Source organism: Actinocorallia longicatena (assembly GCF_039534125.1).
Taxonomy (GTDB): domain Bacteria; phylum Actinomycetota; class Actinomycetes; order Streptosporangiales; family Streptosporangiaceae; genus Actinocorallia; species Actinocorallia longicatena.
This window is the reverse complement of record NZ_BAAAUV010000023.1, coordinates 108,090-121,183: the sequence shown is the minus strand read 5'-3', so window position 1 is coordinate 121,183 and position 13,094 is coordinate 108,090. Positions and strand designations below refer to the sequence as shown.

Here is a 13,094-nt window from a genome sequence, read left to right as displayed (position 1 = left end):
TTCACCCTCCTCTACGACGGCCAGGGCGCCCTCCCGGCGGTCTCCTACACCCTCACAGACCCGAAAACGGTGGGTTTCACCCCCCACGCCCTGTCCGCCCTCCTCGGCCTCCCACCCACCCCAGCACCCTGAACCCGTCCCGCACGAACACGGCAGACGGCCCGCAGCCAGGAAAACGACCCACCCTGACCACCACCGAGCCAGAAGGCAGCCGCTCAGGCACAGCGCGACAGACCGGAGATCCCACGCACGACGCGCCCGCGCACCCAACATCAGACCGCCCCTTCCGCAGCACGTGAGGCACGAAAGACCCGCGACCGGCCGCGGAAAAGCGGACCGTCGATCCGCAGGAACCACCGGCAGGCGAAAAGCCCGCGCACCGCAGGGCGGACCAAGGGTCCGACGGCCGCCGCCGTCCGCGGAACGACGGACCGCCGATCCACAGGGACCGGCGGCCCGCGAAGGCCCACGCGCACCGCAGGGCAGGCCATGGGTCCGCCGGACAACGCCCGCACACCACAGGTCAGACTCTCCGTCCACAGGACGCCGACCGCGAAGGAACCGCGCGCCACACGACCGGCCACGGAACGACAGACCGCCGATCCACAGGGACCAGCGGCAGGCGAAAGGCCCTCGCCACCCCACGGCAGGCCACCGGGCCGCTGGACGGCGCCCGCACATCACACGTCAGACCGTCCCTTCCGCAGGAAGCGGGCCGCGAAGGACCCGCGCCTTGCACCTCCGTCCGCAGGAGGCGGGCCGCGAAGGAACCCCCCGCCACCACGCGGCAGGCCACCGGGCCGCCGGATGGCGCCCGCACGTCAGATGGCGGGCCCTCCGTCCGGAGGGTGCGGACCCGGTGTGAAGGGGCGTGCGGGGCCATCGGGAGAGCCGCGTGGGGCTGTGAACGGGGCGTGATCCGGGGTGCGGGGTTCGTGCGGGTTTGGCGGGGCCGGCCTCGTGGGGCGGATGCCGGGGTGGGTCAGGGGGTGATGCCGAAGGTGATGCGGTAGTAGCAGGCGCCCTTGCAGGGCATGGTGGCGGAGTCGTCGTAGGCGTAGGAGTAGGCGTAGGGCTCGGCTCGTTTGAAGACCTTGGTGTAGTCGACGGGCCATTTCCAGGGCTTGCAGTTGTCGCGGCCGGACCACCTGCCCTCGCAGCAGTAGGCGTCGCCGCCGAAGGCGGCGCAGGGGGTGGTGCAGGCGCCGCCCTTGACGCGCATGCGCTTGGGGCAGTTCACGGGCCTGGTCTTGTGGCCCTTGTAGACACCTTTGGCGGAGATGGGGTCCTTTGTCTTGGTGTGGTTGATGTTGATGTACATGGGGAGGTTGGAGCCGTCGACCATGCTGACGTCGTAGAAGTCCATGCCCTTCCAGGCGCTGAGGGCCAGTTCGGCGAGAGTCGCGGGGGTGGCGCCGCCGCCGCGGCACTGGAAGCGGCCGCCGCAGTCGCCGGTCGTGCAGTGGCCGAGGCCCTTCTTGTCGAAGGCGCAGCCGGTCCGGCCCCAGATGCGGCCGCCCCACTTCTTGTGGACGTCTATGTTGATCTTCCGGCCGGGCTTCAGGACCCAGCCGGTGCGCTTCGTCGGATACCGCGCGCTGGGCGTCGCCGCCACCCAGATCGTCTGGTGCAGGCGGTTCACCACCTGGATCCTGCGGTGCCCGGCGGGGACGGGGGCCGCCTCCGCGGTGGGCACCGGCGCGCCGGCCAGGACGGCGAGCACGCTCACGAGGACGGCGAGAAGCCGCGCCTTGACTGTTCCGTTTCCCATGCCTCAGGAGACGTCCCCGGGTGCCTCCGGATAACAGAAAACCCCGAAGCCCTCCCGCCCCCTTCATAACGGACGTCTCACTGGCAGAATCCGGGCATGACCGAGAACGTCAAAGGACCCGCGAGCTACTTCCCGTCGATCGAGAAGAAGTACGGACGCCCCGTGCCCGAATGGCTGGAGCTCATCCGGGCCTCGCCGCTGACCAAGCACATGGAACTCGTCTCCTGGCTGAAGACCGAGCACGGTCTCGGCCACGGCCACGCCAACGCGCTCGTCGCCTACGTCAAGGCCGAGGATGCCTGACCTCCGGCGGGCGGCGTGGGGTCATCACCCCCTGGCGGCCACCGCCGCCAGATCGCGGGCCGGACCGGTCAGCGGACGCCCGGCGGCCGCGACGAGCCGCAGCGGCCGGGTCAGGTCCAGGTCGCGCACCTTCACGGACGTCAGCGTCCGCGCCGCCAGATCGGGGGCGACGGCCAGCGAGCTGAGGACCGCGGGCGCCGCCCCCGCCGCGACGGCCGACTTGATGGCCGTCGTCGACGGCAGTTCCATCAGCGGCGCGGTGGGGGCGGGCAGCGCCCGGTCGAGGTAGTCGCGGGTGCCCGATCCCTCCTCCCGGGTGATCAGCGGGGTCGCGGCCAGCTCCAGGACCGTGATGCCGGTGCGCCGCCGCGCCCACGGATGGACGGGCGCCACGACCACGGTGAGCCGGTCGGTCGCGACGGTCGTCGCCCGGAGGCCGTCCGGCAGATCCGGGCCCTCGACGAAGCCCAGGTCGGCGCCGCCCGCCAGGACCGCCGCCGCGACCTCCCGCGAGTTCCCGGTGACGAGCGCCACGGAGATCGCCGGGGAGCTCTCGCGGAGGGCGGTCAGCCACCGGGGCAGCAGGTACTCGGCGACGGTCATGCTGGCCGCGACCGTCAGCCGGGCGTTCTGGGCGGTGCGCAGCGAGGTGAGGTTGTCGTGCAGCGCCCGCGCGGCGGCGACCGCGGTCCGCGCCCACTCGGCGGCGAGGATCCCCTCGGCGGTGAGCCGCGACCCGCGCGGGGACCGGTCGAGCAGCGGCAGCCCGAGCCGCCGTTCCAGGGTGCTGATCCGGCTGCTCGCCGACGGCTGGGAGATCCCGTGGGCCCGCGCCGCCGCGCCGAGGCTGCCGAGATCGGCGACCGAGAGCAGCAGGTCATAGGGCCCGAGATCGCGGGCGACGTCCGGCAGGGTCATAGACCGAACCTATGACCTCCTCGTCCGGCGGCGGCTACCGGGTCCGTCCCGGCCGGACGACCCTGGAGGCATGGACCTCCTGGAACGCCCCGCACTCCCGCCGAAGTCCCGCCCCGTGCCGGTGCGGGAGCGCGTGGGGCCCGGCTGGTTCGCCTCGGTGATGGGCACGGGAATCGTCGCCAACGCCGCCGCGGGGCAGGGGCTCACCGTTCCGGCCGCGGTCCTCTGGACGGTCGCGGCGGCCCTGCTCACGGGGCTCTGCGCGCTGCTGGCGGCGCAGTTCCTGCTCTCCCCCGGCGTGGCCGCCGCCCAGGCGGTGCACCCGCTGACGTCCCGGCTCTGGGGCGCCCCGCCGATGGCCCTGATGACGGTCGGCGCCGGTGCCCTGCTGTCCGGACGGCCGCTGCTCGGCGGCACGGCCGCCCTCGCGATCGCCTGGCCGCTCTGGACGCTCGGCACCCTGCTCGGCCTGCTCACGGCCGTCGCGGTCCCGGCCGTCGCCGCCGCCCGCCGCTCCCCCGGCGATCCGGAGCCCTACGGCACCCGGTTGATGCCGGTGGTCCCGCCGGTGGTGTCGGCGGCCTGCGGAGCGCTGTTCCTGCCCTTCCTCGGCGGCCCGGCCAGGACGGCGATGACGGTCGTGTGCCTGGTCCTGCTCGGCGTGGGCGTCCTCGGCGCGGGTCTCGTCCTGCCGGGGCCGCTGCGCCGGCTGCGCGAGGACGGTCCCGGACCCGCGGCGAGCGTCCCGTCCTGGTGGATCGTCCTCGGCCCGCTCGGCCAGTCGGCGACCGCGGCGGCCCACCTCGCCCACGCCCATCCCGGCCGGACCGCCCTCGCGCTCGGCTTCGCCGTCCCCGCCCTGGTCCTCGCCCTGCTCTGCCTCGTCCCGCTGACCGTCCTGACGCTGCGCACCGCCCGCCGCGGCCTGCCCTTCTCGCTGTCCTGGTGGGCGTTCGTCTTCCCGCTCGGCACCGTCGCCACCGGCGCCGCCGGCCTGGCGTCCCTGACCGCGCTCCCCGCCGTCCCCTTCGCCGCCGTCCTGCTCTTCGCGGCCCTGGCCACCGTCTGGGCGACGGTCGCGGCCCGCACCCTGCGCGGCCTGGTCGCGCGGGAGGCCCCGGCCGGGACGGTCCCGGCCGGGGCCTGAGTTCAGGCCGCGGGCACCAGCGCGGGCTCGGCGACCCGCGGACGGCGCGGAAGAAGGACCGCCGCGGCCACGAGCCCGACGGCGAGGATCGCGACCGCGACGCCGATGCCCGCGTGGTACCCCTCGACCAGATCGGCCGGACGGGTGGAGCCGCCGGTCACGGCCGCGGCCACGGCGACGATCAGCGCCGTCCCGACCGAGATACCGGTCTGCTGCGCGACGTTGACCAGCCCCGAGGCCAGCCCCGCCTCCTCGCCCGAGACCCCGCTGGTGGCGGCGACCGTCGCGGCGACCACGAACAGCCCGAACCCGACACCGGTGATGATCTCCGGCGCCAGCAGGACGCCCGCGAAGCTCCCTCCGACCGCCAGCCGGAGGTACAGGAGCGCGCCGCCCAGCAGGAGCCCCAGTCCCGCGACGGCCGTCGCCCTGATCCCGAACCGTTCCACGGCCCGCCCCCCGGCCAGCGACGCCGTCAGCGCGATCGCCACCGCGATGGCCGCGATCGAGAGGCCGGACTCGGTCGGGGTGTAGCCGAGGATCTGCTGGGTGTAGAGGGTGAGCAGGAAGAAGACGGGCTGCATGGCGGCCGGGACCAGGAACATCAGCAGGTTGCCCGCCCGCAGCGGCGGATTGCGGAAGATGGTCAGCGGCATGAGCGGGTTCGCCGAACGCGACTCCAGGACCAGGAACAGCGCCAGCAGCGCGACGGCCGCGGCCGCCGCGGCCAGGACGGGCCCCGACGCCCAGCCGGACTCGGCCGCGTCGACCAGCGCGTAGGTGAGCAGGCCGAGCCCGGTCGTGGAGGTGACCGCCCCCGCGAGGTCGAACCCGCGCCGCGGCGCCGCCGACCGCGCCTCGGGCAGCAGCACGAGGGCCAGCACCGCGACGGCCGCGCCGACCGGCACGTTCACGAAGAACACCGACCGCCAGCCGAACGCGTCGGTCAGCACCCCGCCGAGCACCACCCCGGCGGCGCCCCCGACGCCGCCGACCGCGCCCCAGATCCCCATGGCCCGCGCCAGCGCCGGATCGTCCTTGAAGATGGTCATCACGAGCGACAGCGCCGCCGGGGCGACCAGGGCTCCGGCCAGCCCCTGCACGGCCCGGACCGCGATGACCATCTCACCGGTCGAGGCGGCCCCACCGGCCAGCGACGCCGCAGCGAACATCGCCATCCCCGCGACGAACACCCGCCGCCGCCCGAGCGTGTCGGCCAGCCGGCCGCCGAGCAGCAGCAGCCCGCCGAACACGAGCGAGTAGGCGGTCGTCATCCACGACAGGCCCGCGGAGTCCAGGTCGAGGTCCCGGCCCATCGGCGGCAGCGCGATCCCGACGATCGTCAGATCGAGGATCAGGACGAACTGGGTCGTCGCCAGCAGCGCGAGCGCCGCCCACTTGGACGTCTTCATGATCAGGCTCCCTTGGTGCACTCTTTGTAACGGAGCCCATGATGTGTAACCTTCGACGGGAGCGAAAGAAGGCACTTTCATGTCACAGGGGAACACCGCTGTTACGGAGCAGCTCAGGACGCTCGAGGACGCCCAGGCGATGATCGAGTCCGGCCAGTGCCCGATCCCGCCGCGCGAGATCCTCGACAAGATCGCGGGCAAGTGGGCCATCCAGATCATCGTCGCGACCTCGCGGGGCCCGATCCGCTTCACCGAGCTGGAGCGCCTCATCCAGGGCGTGAGCCGCCGGATGCTCACCCTCACCCTCCGCAACCTGGAGCGCGACGGCCTGCTGACCAGGACCGTCCATCCGACCGTCCCGCCGAAGGTCGAGTACGAGGCCACGCCGATGGCGCTGGAGCTCTACGAGGCGATGCTCACCCTCACCAACTGGTCGCTGCGCCACAGTTCCTGCGTGGCCGTCGCCCGCGCCGAGTACGACGCCCGCACCCCCGGCTGACCGGGATCGTCAGCCCGTGCCGCCCGCCGGACGGGCCTTGGTGTGCACCCGCTCACCCTGCGGCCCGAAGAGGCTGAGGACCTCCACCGGCCCGTCCCCGGTCGAGCCGAACCAGTGCGGGAGCCGGGTGTCGAACTCGGCGGCCTCGCCGGGCACGAGGGTGAGGTCGCGGTCGCCGAGGACCAGCCTCAGCGTGCCGTCGAGGACGAACAGCCACTCGTAGCCCTCGTGGGTGCGCGTCTCCGGCACGGACCGCCCCGGCGGAATGATGATCTTCCATGCGGTGAGGCCGTTGCCGGGCTGCCGCCGGGTCAGCGGCACCACGGTGCGCCCGTGGAAGGCGCGGGGCGTGAGCCGGACGCGCGGATCGCCGGTCTCCGGGGCGCCCACGAGGTCGTCCAGCGGGATCCGGTGGGCCTTGGCGAGCGGCAGGAGCAGCTCCAGGCTCGGCCGCCGCTGCCCCGACTCCAGGCGCGACAGCGTGCTCTTGGAGATCCCGGTCGCCTCGGACAGCGCCGTCAGGGTGACGCCCCGCTCGGTCCTGAGCCGCCGCAACCGGGGGCCGACCTCGGCCAGGGACCGGCTGATCTCGTCGTCCATGAACCCATCAAATCGTTCAGGTCAGGAATAATCCAACTCGGTCGCTGTTATACCCGTTGCAGAAGGTCCGCCAGAGGTCCATCGAGGGAGGCGACCATGAACACCGTTATCAAGCGTCAGGAACGATCGAGCACGAAGCCGCACGTCAGGAGCGTGTCTCTGCGTGCGCTCGCCGTCGCCGCACGGCTCGAACAGCACGCCGGTCACGACCACGACCGGTCACCGAGTAGCTCGAAATCCAACTAATCCCCAGCTCAGTTCGGCATCTGTCGGTCTGATTCGCCATGATGGGTCGCAACGCCCGCGCCGTCGGCGCTGGTGGTACGACAACAACGAGGAGAAATCCGATGGCTCTGCCGACGCTGACCCCCGAGCAGCGGGCCGAAGCTCTCGCCAAGGCCCAGGAAGCCCGCAAGGCCCGCAGTGAGCTGCTGGCCGCGCTGAAGAGCGGGTCGCTCAGCCTGGGCGACGTGCTTTCCCGGGACGACACCGTGGCGAAGAAGACCAAGGTGGTCCAGGTCCTGAAGGCGCTCCCGGGCTACGGCCCCGCGAAGGTTTCCGCCCTCATCGAGAAGCTCGGGATCGACGAGAACCGCCGCGTGGGCGGCCTGGGCGAGCAGCAGCGCGCCAAGCTGCTGGCCGAGATCGGCTAGCCGCTCGACCCCGGAAGACCCCGCCGCCCTTGCCAGGGCGGCGGGGTCTTTTCGCTCCCGCACCCCGCGAAGTAGCCCGACGATCACTCATTGTTACGATCGTCAGCATGTTCCTGAGTATCGGCCGGTTCGTCGTGAGGTACCGCTGGTGGGTGATCCTCGCGTGGATCGTCACGGCGGTCCTGCTGGTGTCCTTCGCCCCGAAGTTCGAGGTCAGCAACGAGCAGACCGACTTCCTGCCCGAGAAGTACGGCTCGGTGCAGGCGGTCGATCTGCAGGCGCGGGCGTTCCCGCAGGACAAGGGCACGAGCGCGTTCGTCGTCGTCACCCGCGCCGACGGGCAGCCGCTCACCGCCGCCGACCAGGCCAAGGCCGCCGCCATGGCCAAGGGACTGGACGACGCCCACATCAAGGGCGTCACCTCGGTGACGATGGGCCCGGTGTCGCCGAACAAGAAGGTCGCGATGCTGCCGATCCGGTTCGCCTCGGAGAACGCCTTCGGCGACGCCGAGGTCACCGAGGGCGTCAAGACGATCCGCGACGAGCTGGGCAGGGTCCAGGGCGATCTGAAGACCTACGTGACGGGCGACGCGGCGGTCAACTCCGACTCCGAGGAGTCGTTCAAGAAGAGCGACTCCGTGACGCTCACGGCGACCGCGATCGTCATCGTCATCCTGCTGCTGCTCACCTTCCGCGCGGTCATCGCGGCGCTGCTGCCGCTCGTGACGGTCGGCCTGGTGATGATGGTCGCGTTCGCGCTCATCGGCACCGTCAACAAGATCTTCGATCTGAAGGCCGACAACACCACGCAGTCGCTGATGCCGATCGTCCTGCTGGGCATCGGGACGGACTACATCCTGTTCCTGCTCTTCCGCTACCGGGAACGGCTGCGCGCCGGCGAGGACTCCAAGACCGCGATGGTCAACGCCGTCCACAAGGTCGGCGAGGTCATCACCAGCGCCGCCGCCGCGGTCATCATCGCCTTCCTCGCGCTCCTGCTGGCCTCCCTGGGCATGCTGAAGTCGCTCGGGCCCTCGATGTCCATCGGCATCGCCACGACGCTCGTGGCGGCGCTCACGCTCATCCCCGCGGTGGTGTCGCTGCTGGGGCCGAAGGTGTTCTGGCCGTCCAAGAACTGGATGCGCGAGCCCGAGGGCAGGACGGCCGGGCGGATCGGCGCGGTCATCGGCCGCCGTCCCGGCGTGGTCGCGCTGGTGTCGGGACTGGTGCTGGCGGCCTTCGCCGTGCTGGCGTCCGGCTACCAGCCGAACTTCGACCTGGCCTCCGCGCCGAAGGGGACCGAGTCCGCGGACGGTCTCGTCGCGCTGGGCAAGGGCTTCCCGCCGGGCGCCCAGCAGGTGACCCAGCTCTACGTCACCGCGCCGCAGCCGCTCGACCCCGCCGAGGTCACCAGGGTGAGCGACGCGGCCGAGAAGGTGCCCGGCATCGGCGCGGTCGGCGAGCCGGTCTACAGCGCCGACAAGAAGACCGCGCTGGTCGAGGTCCAGCTCGCCACCAACCCGCTGTCGACCGCCGCGATGGACACGATCGAGCCGCTGCGCGATGCCGTCGACGGCGCGACGCCCGCGGGGAAGCAGGCCTTCGTCGGCGGCGCCACGGCCATCTTCACCGACCTCCAGTCGGCCATGAACCGCGACTACGCCATCATCTTCCCCGTCGCGGGACTGCTCATCGCGATCGTCCTGGGGCTGCTGCTGCGCAGCATGGTCGCGCCCGTCTACCTGATCCTCGCGGTCGTGCTGAGCTTCCTCGGCACCATCGGGGCGTCCGTGCTGGTGTTCCAGCACATCCTGGGGCACAGCGGCGTCATCTTCATGCTGCCGCTGCTGGTGTACCTGTTCGTGGTGGCCCTCGGCACCGACTACAACATCCTCATGATCGCCAGGCTCCGCGAGGAGGCGCGGGCGGGCCATCCGCCGCGCGAGGGCGTGGTCAACGCCTTCCGGCAGGCGGCCCCGACCATCGCCTCGGCCGGGCTGATCCTCGCGGGCAGCTTCGGGACGTTCCTGCTGGCCAGCTCCGACGCCATGCAGGAGATCGGCACCTCGGTCGCGATGGGCGTGCTGCTGTCGGCGTTCGTGATGTCGCTGTTCCTCGTGCCCGCGATCACGGTGCTGCTCGGCCACAAGGCCTGGTGGCCGGGGCACGGCGACGCCCCCGTCCACGACGCTCCCCTGGTCGAGGCCAAGACCATGCCCGAGCAGGAACGGTCCCGGCGAGAGGGGACCTGACACTCCCCAGAGTCGGGGACCGCTCACTCCGGGTTGATCAGATCGAGAACCAAAAGTGAATATCTCCGGGCCGATTCGGGCCCATCGTGCGACTCTCGGCCGGTGAGCAGACACGCAGCGTCGCGCCCGTCCCCCCAGCGCAGGAGGCTGGCCCTGTCGGCCTTCGTCCCCGTCCTCGCCGTGACGGCCTGGGCCGCGAGCGGGACCCTCGGCCGCGGACCGTCCGTGACGCCGCCGCTGGAGTACGCCCAGGCGGCCCCTGACCCCTACGCGACCGCCGCACCCGAGCCGCCGGCGCCGTCCTCCTCGCCGCCGCGCGATCTGCGCATCCCGACCCCGGTGAGCCCGGGTCCCGCGACCCCGGCTCCGGCTCCGGCCGTCCCCTACTCCGCCGACACGGCACCGCTCGTCCCGGGACGGCCGGGCCCCTCCCCCGCGCAGCCCGCACCCGCGCAGCCCGCACCCGCGCAGCCCGCACCCGACGGCCATGACCCGCACGTCCCCGATCCTGCCCTGGACCCCGCCCCGGCCACCACCACTCCGCAGCCGCGCCCCGAGCCCGCCCACCAGAGCGCGCCCCAGGCGGCCCCGTCCCCGGCACCCGAGCAGGCGGCGCCCTCGCCGAAGCCCCACCCGCACCGCCCGCCGCGCCCAGGCCCTTCCACGGCCCCGTCCCAGGACGCGCCGGACCCGTGCCCCGGCATCCTCACCAGGCTCCTGGGCTGCCTGCTCCCCAAGCTGCTCGGCTAGCCGCGGTAGTCGTCGATGAGCTGGGTGAGGACGGCCGTGTAGTGGACGAGGATGCGGTCCAGCTCGGCGGCGTCGGCCATGTCGAGGAGGTCGCGCTCGAGGAGCACGAAGTCGCAGCGGGTCTCCCAGTCGCGGATCCGCGCCGTGTCGGGGCAGGGCTTCAGACGCTCGCGGCCGGCCTCCCCGAGGTACCAGCACGCGACGTCCCGAAGCAGCCTGCTCGCGGCGTCGACCATGCCCGTTTAGGTATCCAGGCGATCACTGTGCGAAACCCCGATCATGGCAAGATCGGCGTCAACATGCGGTCATGCGCCGTAGTGCTCGGCGACGGCGTCCCACTTGGCCGAGCGCCGTTCGAGGGCGACGATCCGCCGCAGGAGCTCCCGGTCGCCGTAGTAGGCGCGCAGCGACTCCGCGACCGTGACGCCCCCATCCGGGCGGTCGACGATCTCGACGGAGTCCCCCGCGCCGATCGTCCCCGTCTCGAGCACCCGGAAGTAGGCGCCGGGCCGCCCCTCGGCCGCGAACCGCTTCACCCAGCCGCGCTCGTCCAGCCAGGCCTTGAACTTGCCGCAGGGGACGCGCGGCGACCGGACCTCCAGCAGCGCTCCGCCGACCCGCCAGCGCTCGCCGAGCAGGGCGCCGTTCACGTCGACGCCGCGCAGCGTCAGGTTCTCCCCGAACCTCCCGTCGCGCAGTTCGCGCCCCAGCTCGCCCTCGAAGTGGTCGAGATCCTCCCGCGCGTAGGCGTAGACCGCCTGATCCGGCCCCCCGTGGTTCCGCCGGTCGGCCTGCTCGTCCCCGTCGAGCCCCAGCTCATTGATGGCCACCGGCCCCGCAACCGGCCTCTTGTCGATCGCCGAAGGCCCCCATTCGACGTCCCTGACCCGCCCCACGTTCACCGAAACGACGATTCCCATACCGCCGACCCTAGGGGCTGTTTCAAAGTCGGCGCCCGTGGCGAGCGGCGTCCAGGTGCGTGCCTGGGCGCCGCGCAGTAGGGCAGTTGACTTTGAAACAGCCCCTAAGCGCCGTGGGAGCGGGCCGAGGGGCCCTACCGTGGACGCATGGACGACACGGGGCCGCGGACCGCGGACGGCAAGGTTCTCTGGCACTTCACGATGTCCCTGGACGGATACGTCGCCGGTCCCGGGCACTCCATGGACTGGATGACCGGCATGACGTTCCGGCCCGGGCTCGTCGCGGAGTACACCGCGACGACCGGGGCCGTCCTCGGCGGCCGCGACGGCTGGGACGTCATCAACGGGGCCCGCCCCTACGGAGGCTCCTGGGAGGGGCCCATCTTCGTCCTCACCCATCATCCCGAGGACGCCGAGCCCGCGCCGGGCGTCACGTTCCTGGACTGCGACGTCGCCGAGGCCGCCCGGATCGGCCTCGAGGCGGCGAAGGGAAAGAACCTCGAGGTCTTCTCGCCGAGCATCGGCGGCCAGCTGCTGGAACGCGGGCTCATCGACGAGATCGATCTGCACATCGCGCCCGTCCTGCTCGGCGACGGCATCCGCCTGCACCACGCTCCGGGCGGCCCGCCGATCCGGCTCCAGCACGTGGAGGGCGACGAGCCGACCGCAGCGGTCAACGTCCGCTATCGCCCGGTCTAGAGGCGTTCGAGGACGGTGGCGTTGGCGAGGCCGCCGGCCTCGCACATGGTCTGGAGGGCGTAGCGTGCGCCGCGTTCCTCCATCGCGTTGACGAGCGTGGTCATGATGCGGGCGCCGCTCGCGCCGAGGGGGTGGCCGAGCGCGATGGCGCCGCCCTTGACGTTGACCTTGGCCGGGTCGGCGCCGGTGTCGCGCAGCCATGCCAGGACGACGCTCGCGAACGCCTCGTTGACCTCGAACAGGTCGATGTCGCCGAGCGACAGCCCGGCCCGCCGCAGGACCTTCTCCGTCGCCGGGACGACGCCCGTCAGCATCAGCAGCGGGTCGGAGCCGGTGACGGCGAAGCTGTGCAGCCGGGCCCTGGGGGTGAGGCCGAGCCGGGCCGCGTACTCGGAGGTGGTGATGAGCAGCGCCGCCGCCCCGTCGTTGATCGGGCTGCTGTTGCCGGCCGTCACCGACCAGCGGATCTCGGGGAACCGCTCGGCGTAGAAGGGCCGCTCGAACGCCGGCCGGAGCGCGGCGAGCGCCTCCAGGCTGGTCGAGGGCCGCACCGACCCGTCGACCGAGACGCCGTCGATCGGCACGATCTCCTTGGCGAACGACGCCGCGGCGGCCTTCTGGTGCGAGGACAGCGCGAACAGGTCCTGCTCCTCGCGGCTCAGGCCCCACCGGGCGGCGATCAGCTCGGCGCTGACGCCCTGCGGCACCAGCCCGTCGGGGTAGCGAGCCGCGAGCGTCGGCCCGAAGGGGTCGCTCCCGGCCAGGACGTTCGACCCCATCGGCACCCGGCTCATGGACTCGAGCCCGCTCGCCACCACCAGGTCGTAGGCGCCGGAGATGACGCCCTGCGCCGCGAAGTGGACGGCCTGCTGGGACGACCCGCACTGCCGGTCGATCGTGGTGGCGGGCACCGACTCCGGCAGGCCCGCGCCGAGCCAGGCGTAACGCGTGGTGTTCGCGGCCTGCTCGGCGACCTGGGAGACGGTTCCGCTGATGACGTCGTCGATCAGCGCGGGGTCGACACCGGAACGCTCGATCAGCGCCCGGAACGTGCGCCCCAGCAGGTCGACGGGGTGGATGCCGTGCAGGGCCCCATCGGGCCTGCCCTTGCCGACCGGGGTTCGTACGGCTTCGACGATCACTGCGTCCCGCATGACGGGCCTCCTCATG

At 72.4% G+C, this 13,094-nt stretch carries 14 protein-coding genes; 7 read left to right on the top strand and 7 right to left on the bottom strand.

Annotated elements, in window-relative coordinates:
• Positions 1–982: 982 nt before the first annotated feature.
• A complete protein-coding gene (locus ABD785_RS32310) occupies positions 983–1,771 on the bottom strand; it encodes a thaumatin family protein (protein WP_344835853.1) in 789 nt (262 codons plus the stop codon).
• A gap of 96 nt (positions 1,772–1,867) precedes the next feature.
• Between ABD785_RS32310 and ABD785_RS32305 the strand changes: the two genes are divergently transcribed.
• On the top strand, positions 1,868–2,074 hold the full coding sequence (locus ABD785_RS32305; RefSeq protein WP_344835851.1) for a DUF4287 domain-containing protein: 207 nt from the start codon (positions 1,868–1,870) through the stop codon (positions 2,072–2,074).
• A 24-nt stretch (positions 2,075–2,098) separates the two neighbouring features.
• Here the strand turns inward: ABD785_RS32305 and ABD785_RS32300 are convergent, their stop codons facing one another.
• Entirely contained in the window at positions 2,099–2,992 is an 894-nt protein-coding gene (locus tag ABD785_RS32300; protein WP_344835850.1) for a LysR family transcriptional regulator, read from the bottom strand.
• A 70-nt stretch (positions 2,993–3,062) separates the two neighbouring features.
• On the opposite strand from ABD785_RS32300, the gene ABD785_RS32295 reads away from it, so the two are divergent.
• Positions 3,063–4,139 carry an SLAC1 family transporter gene (locus ABD785_RS32295; protein WP_344835849.1) on the top strand — a complete coding sequence of 359 codons (1,077 nt, stop codon included), beginning with the start codon at positions 3,063–3,065 and terminating at the stop codon, positions 4,137–4,139.
• Positions 4,140–4,141: 2 nt separating this feature from the next.
• Here ABD785_RS32295 and ABD785_RS32290 read toward each other — a convergent pair whose 3' ends face one another.
• Entirely contained in the window at positions 4,142–5,551 is a 1,410-nt protein-coding gene (locus ABD785_RS32290; RefSeq protein WP_344835848.1) for an MFS transporter, read from the bottom strand.
• Positions 5,552–5,630: 79 nt separating this feature from the next.
• On the opposite strand from ABD785_RS32290, the gene ABD785_RS32285 reads away from it, so the two are divergent.
• Entirely contained in the window at positions 5,631–6,050 is a 420-nt protein-coding gene (locus tag ABD785_RS32285; protein ID WP_344835846.1) for a winged helix-turn-helix transcriptional regulator, read from the top strand.
• 9 nt (positions 6,051–6,059) lie between these two features.
• Here ABD785_RS32285 and ABD785_RS32280 read toward each other — a convergent pair whose 3' ends face one another.
• On the bottom strand, positions 6,060–6,650 hold the full coding sequence (locus ABD785_RS32280; RefSeq protein WP_344835844.1) for a helix-turn-helix domain-containing protein: 591 nt from the start codon (positions 6,648–6,650) through the stop codon (positions 6,060–6,062).
• A 347-nt stretch (positions 6,651–6,997) separates the two neighbouring features.
• On the opposite strand from ABD785_RS32280, the gene mihF reads away from it, so the two are divergent.
• The 3 genes from mihF to ABD785_RS32265 all read left to right on the top strand — a co-directional run bounded on the left by mihF (position 6,998) and on the right by ABD785_RS32265 (position 10,305).
• Positions 6,998–7,303: an integration host factor, actinobacterial type gene (gene mihF / locus ABD785_RS32275; RefSeq protein WP_344835842.1), complete on the top strand. Its 306-nt coding sequence runs from the start codon at positions 6,998–7,000 to the stop codon at positions 7,301–7,303.
• Positions 7,304–7,410: 107 nt separating this feature from the next.
• Positions 7,411–9,555 carry an MMPL family transporter gene (locus tag ABD785_RS32270; RefSeq protein ID WP_344835841.1) on the top strand — a complete coding sequence of 715 codons (2,145 nt, stop codon included), beginning with the start codon at positions 7,411–7,413 and terminating at the stop codon, positions 9,553–9,555.
• Positions 9,556–9,657: 102 nt separating this feature from the next.
• Entirely contained in the window at positions 9,658–10,305 is a 648-nt protein-coding gene (locus tag ABD785_RS32265; protein WP_344835839.1) for a hypothetical protein, read from the top strand.
• On the opposite strand, the gene ABD785_RS32260 is transcribed toward ABD785_RS32265, so the two are convergent.
• Together ABD785_RS32260 and ABD785_RS32255 are read right to left on the bottom strand one after the other, a co-directional pair.
• Positions 10,302–10,541, bottom strand: coding sequence for a hypothetical protein (locus ABD785_RS32260; RefSeq protein WP_344835838.1), 240 nt, complete (start codon positions 10,539–10,541; stop codon positions 10,302–10,304). The two genes, ABD785_RS32265 and ABD785_RS32260, sit on opposite strands and share 4 nt — an antisense overlap.
• 69 nt (positions 10,542–10,610) lie before the next feature.
• A complete protein-coding gene (locus tag ABD785_RS32255; protein WP_344835837.1) occupies positions 10,611–11,225 on the bottom strand; it encodes an MOSC domain-containing protein in 615 nt (204 codons plus the stop codon).
• A gap of 147 nt (positions 11,226–11,372) precedes the next feature.
• Here ABD785_RS32255 and ABD785_RS32250 point away from each other — a divergent pair, with 147 nt between their 5' ends.
• The gene (locus ABD785_RS32250) at positions 11,373–11,924 is read left to right on the top strand and encodes a dihydrofolate reductase family protein (RefSeq protein WP_344835835.1); all 552 of its coding nucleotides are present in this window, start codon (positions 11,373–11,375) and stop codon (positions 11,922–11,924) included.
• On the opposite strand, the gene ABD785_RS32245 is transcribed toward ABD785_RS32250, so the two are convergent.
• Positions 11,921–13,078 (bottom strand): thiolase family protein, encoded by a 1,158-nt coding sequence (locus ABD785_RS32245; RefSeq protein WP_344835833.1) that lies wholly within the window; start codon positions 13,076–13,078, stop codon positions 11,921–11,923. The two genes, ABD785_RS32250 and ABD785_RS32245, sit on opposite strands and share 4 nt — an antisense overlap.
• Positions 13,079–13,094 lie beyond the last annotated feature (16 nt).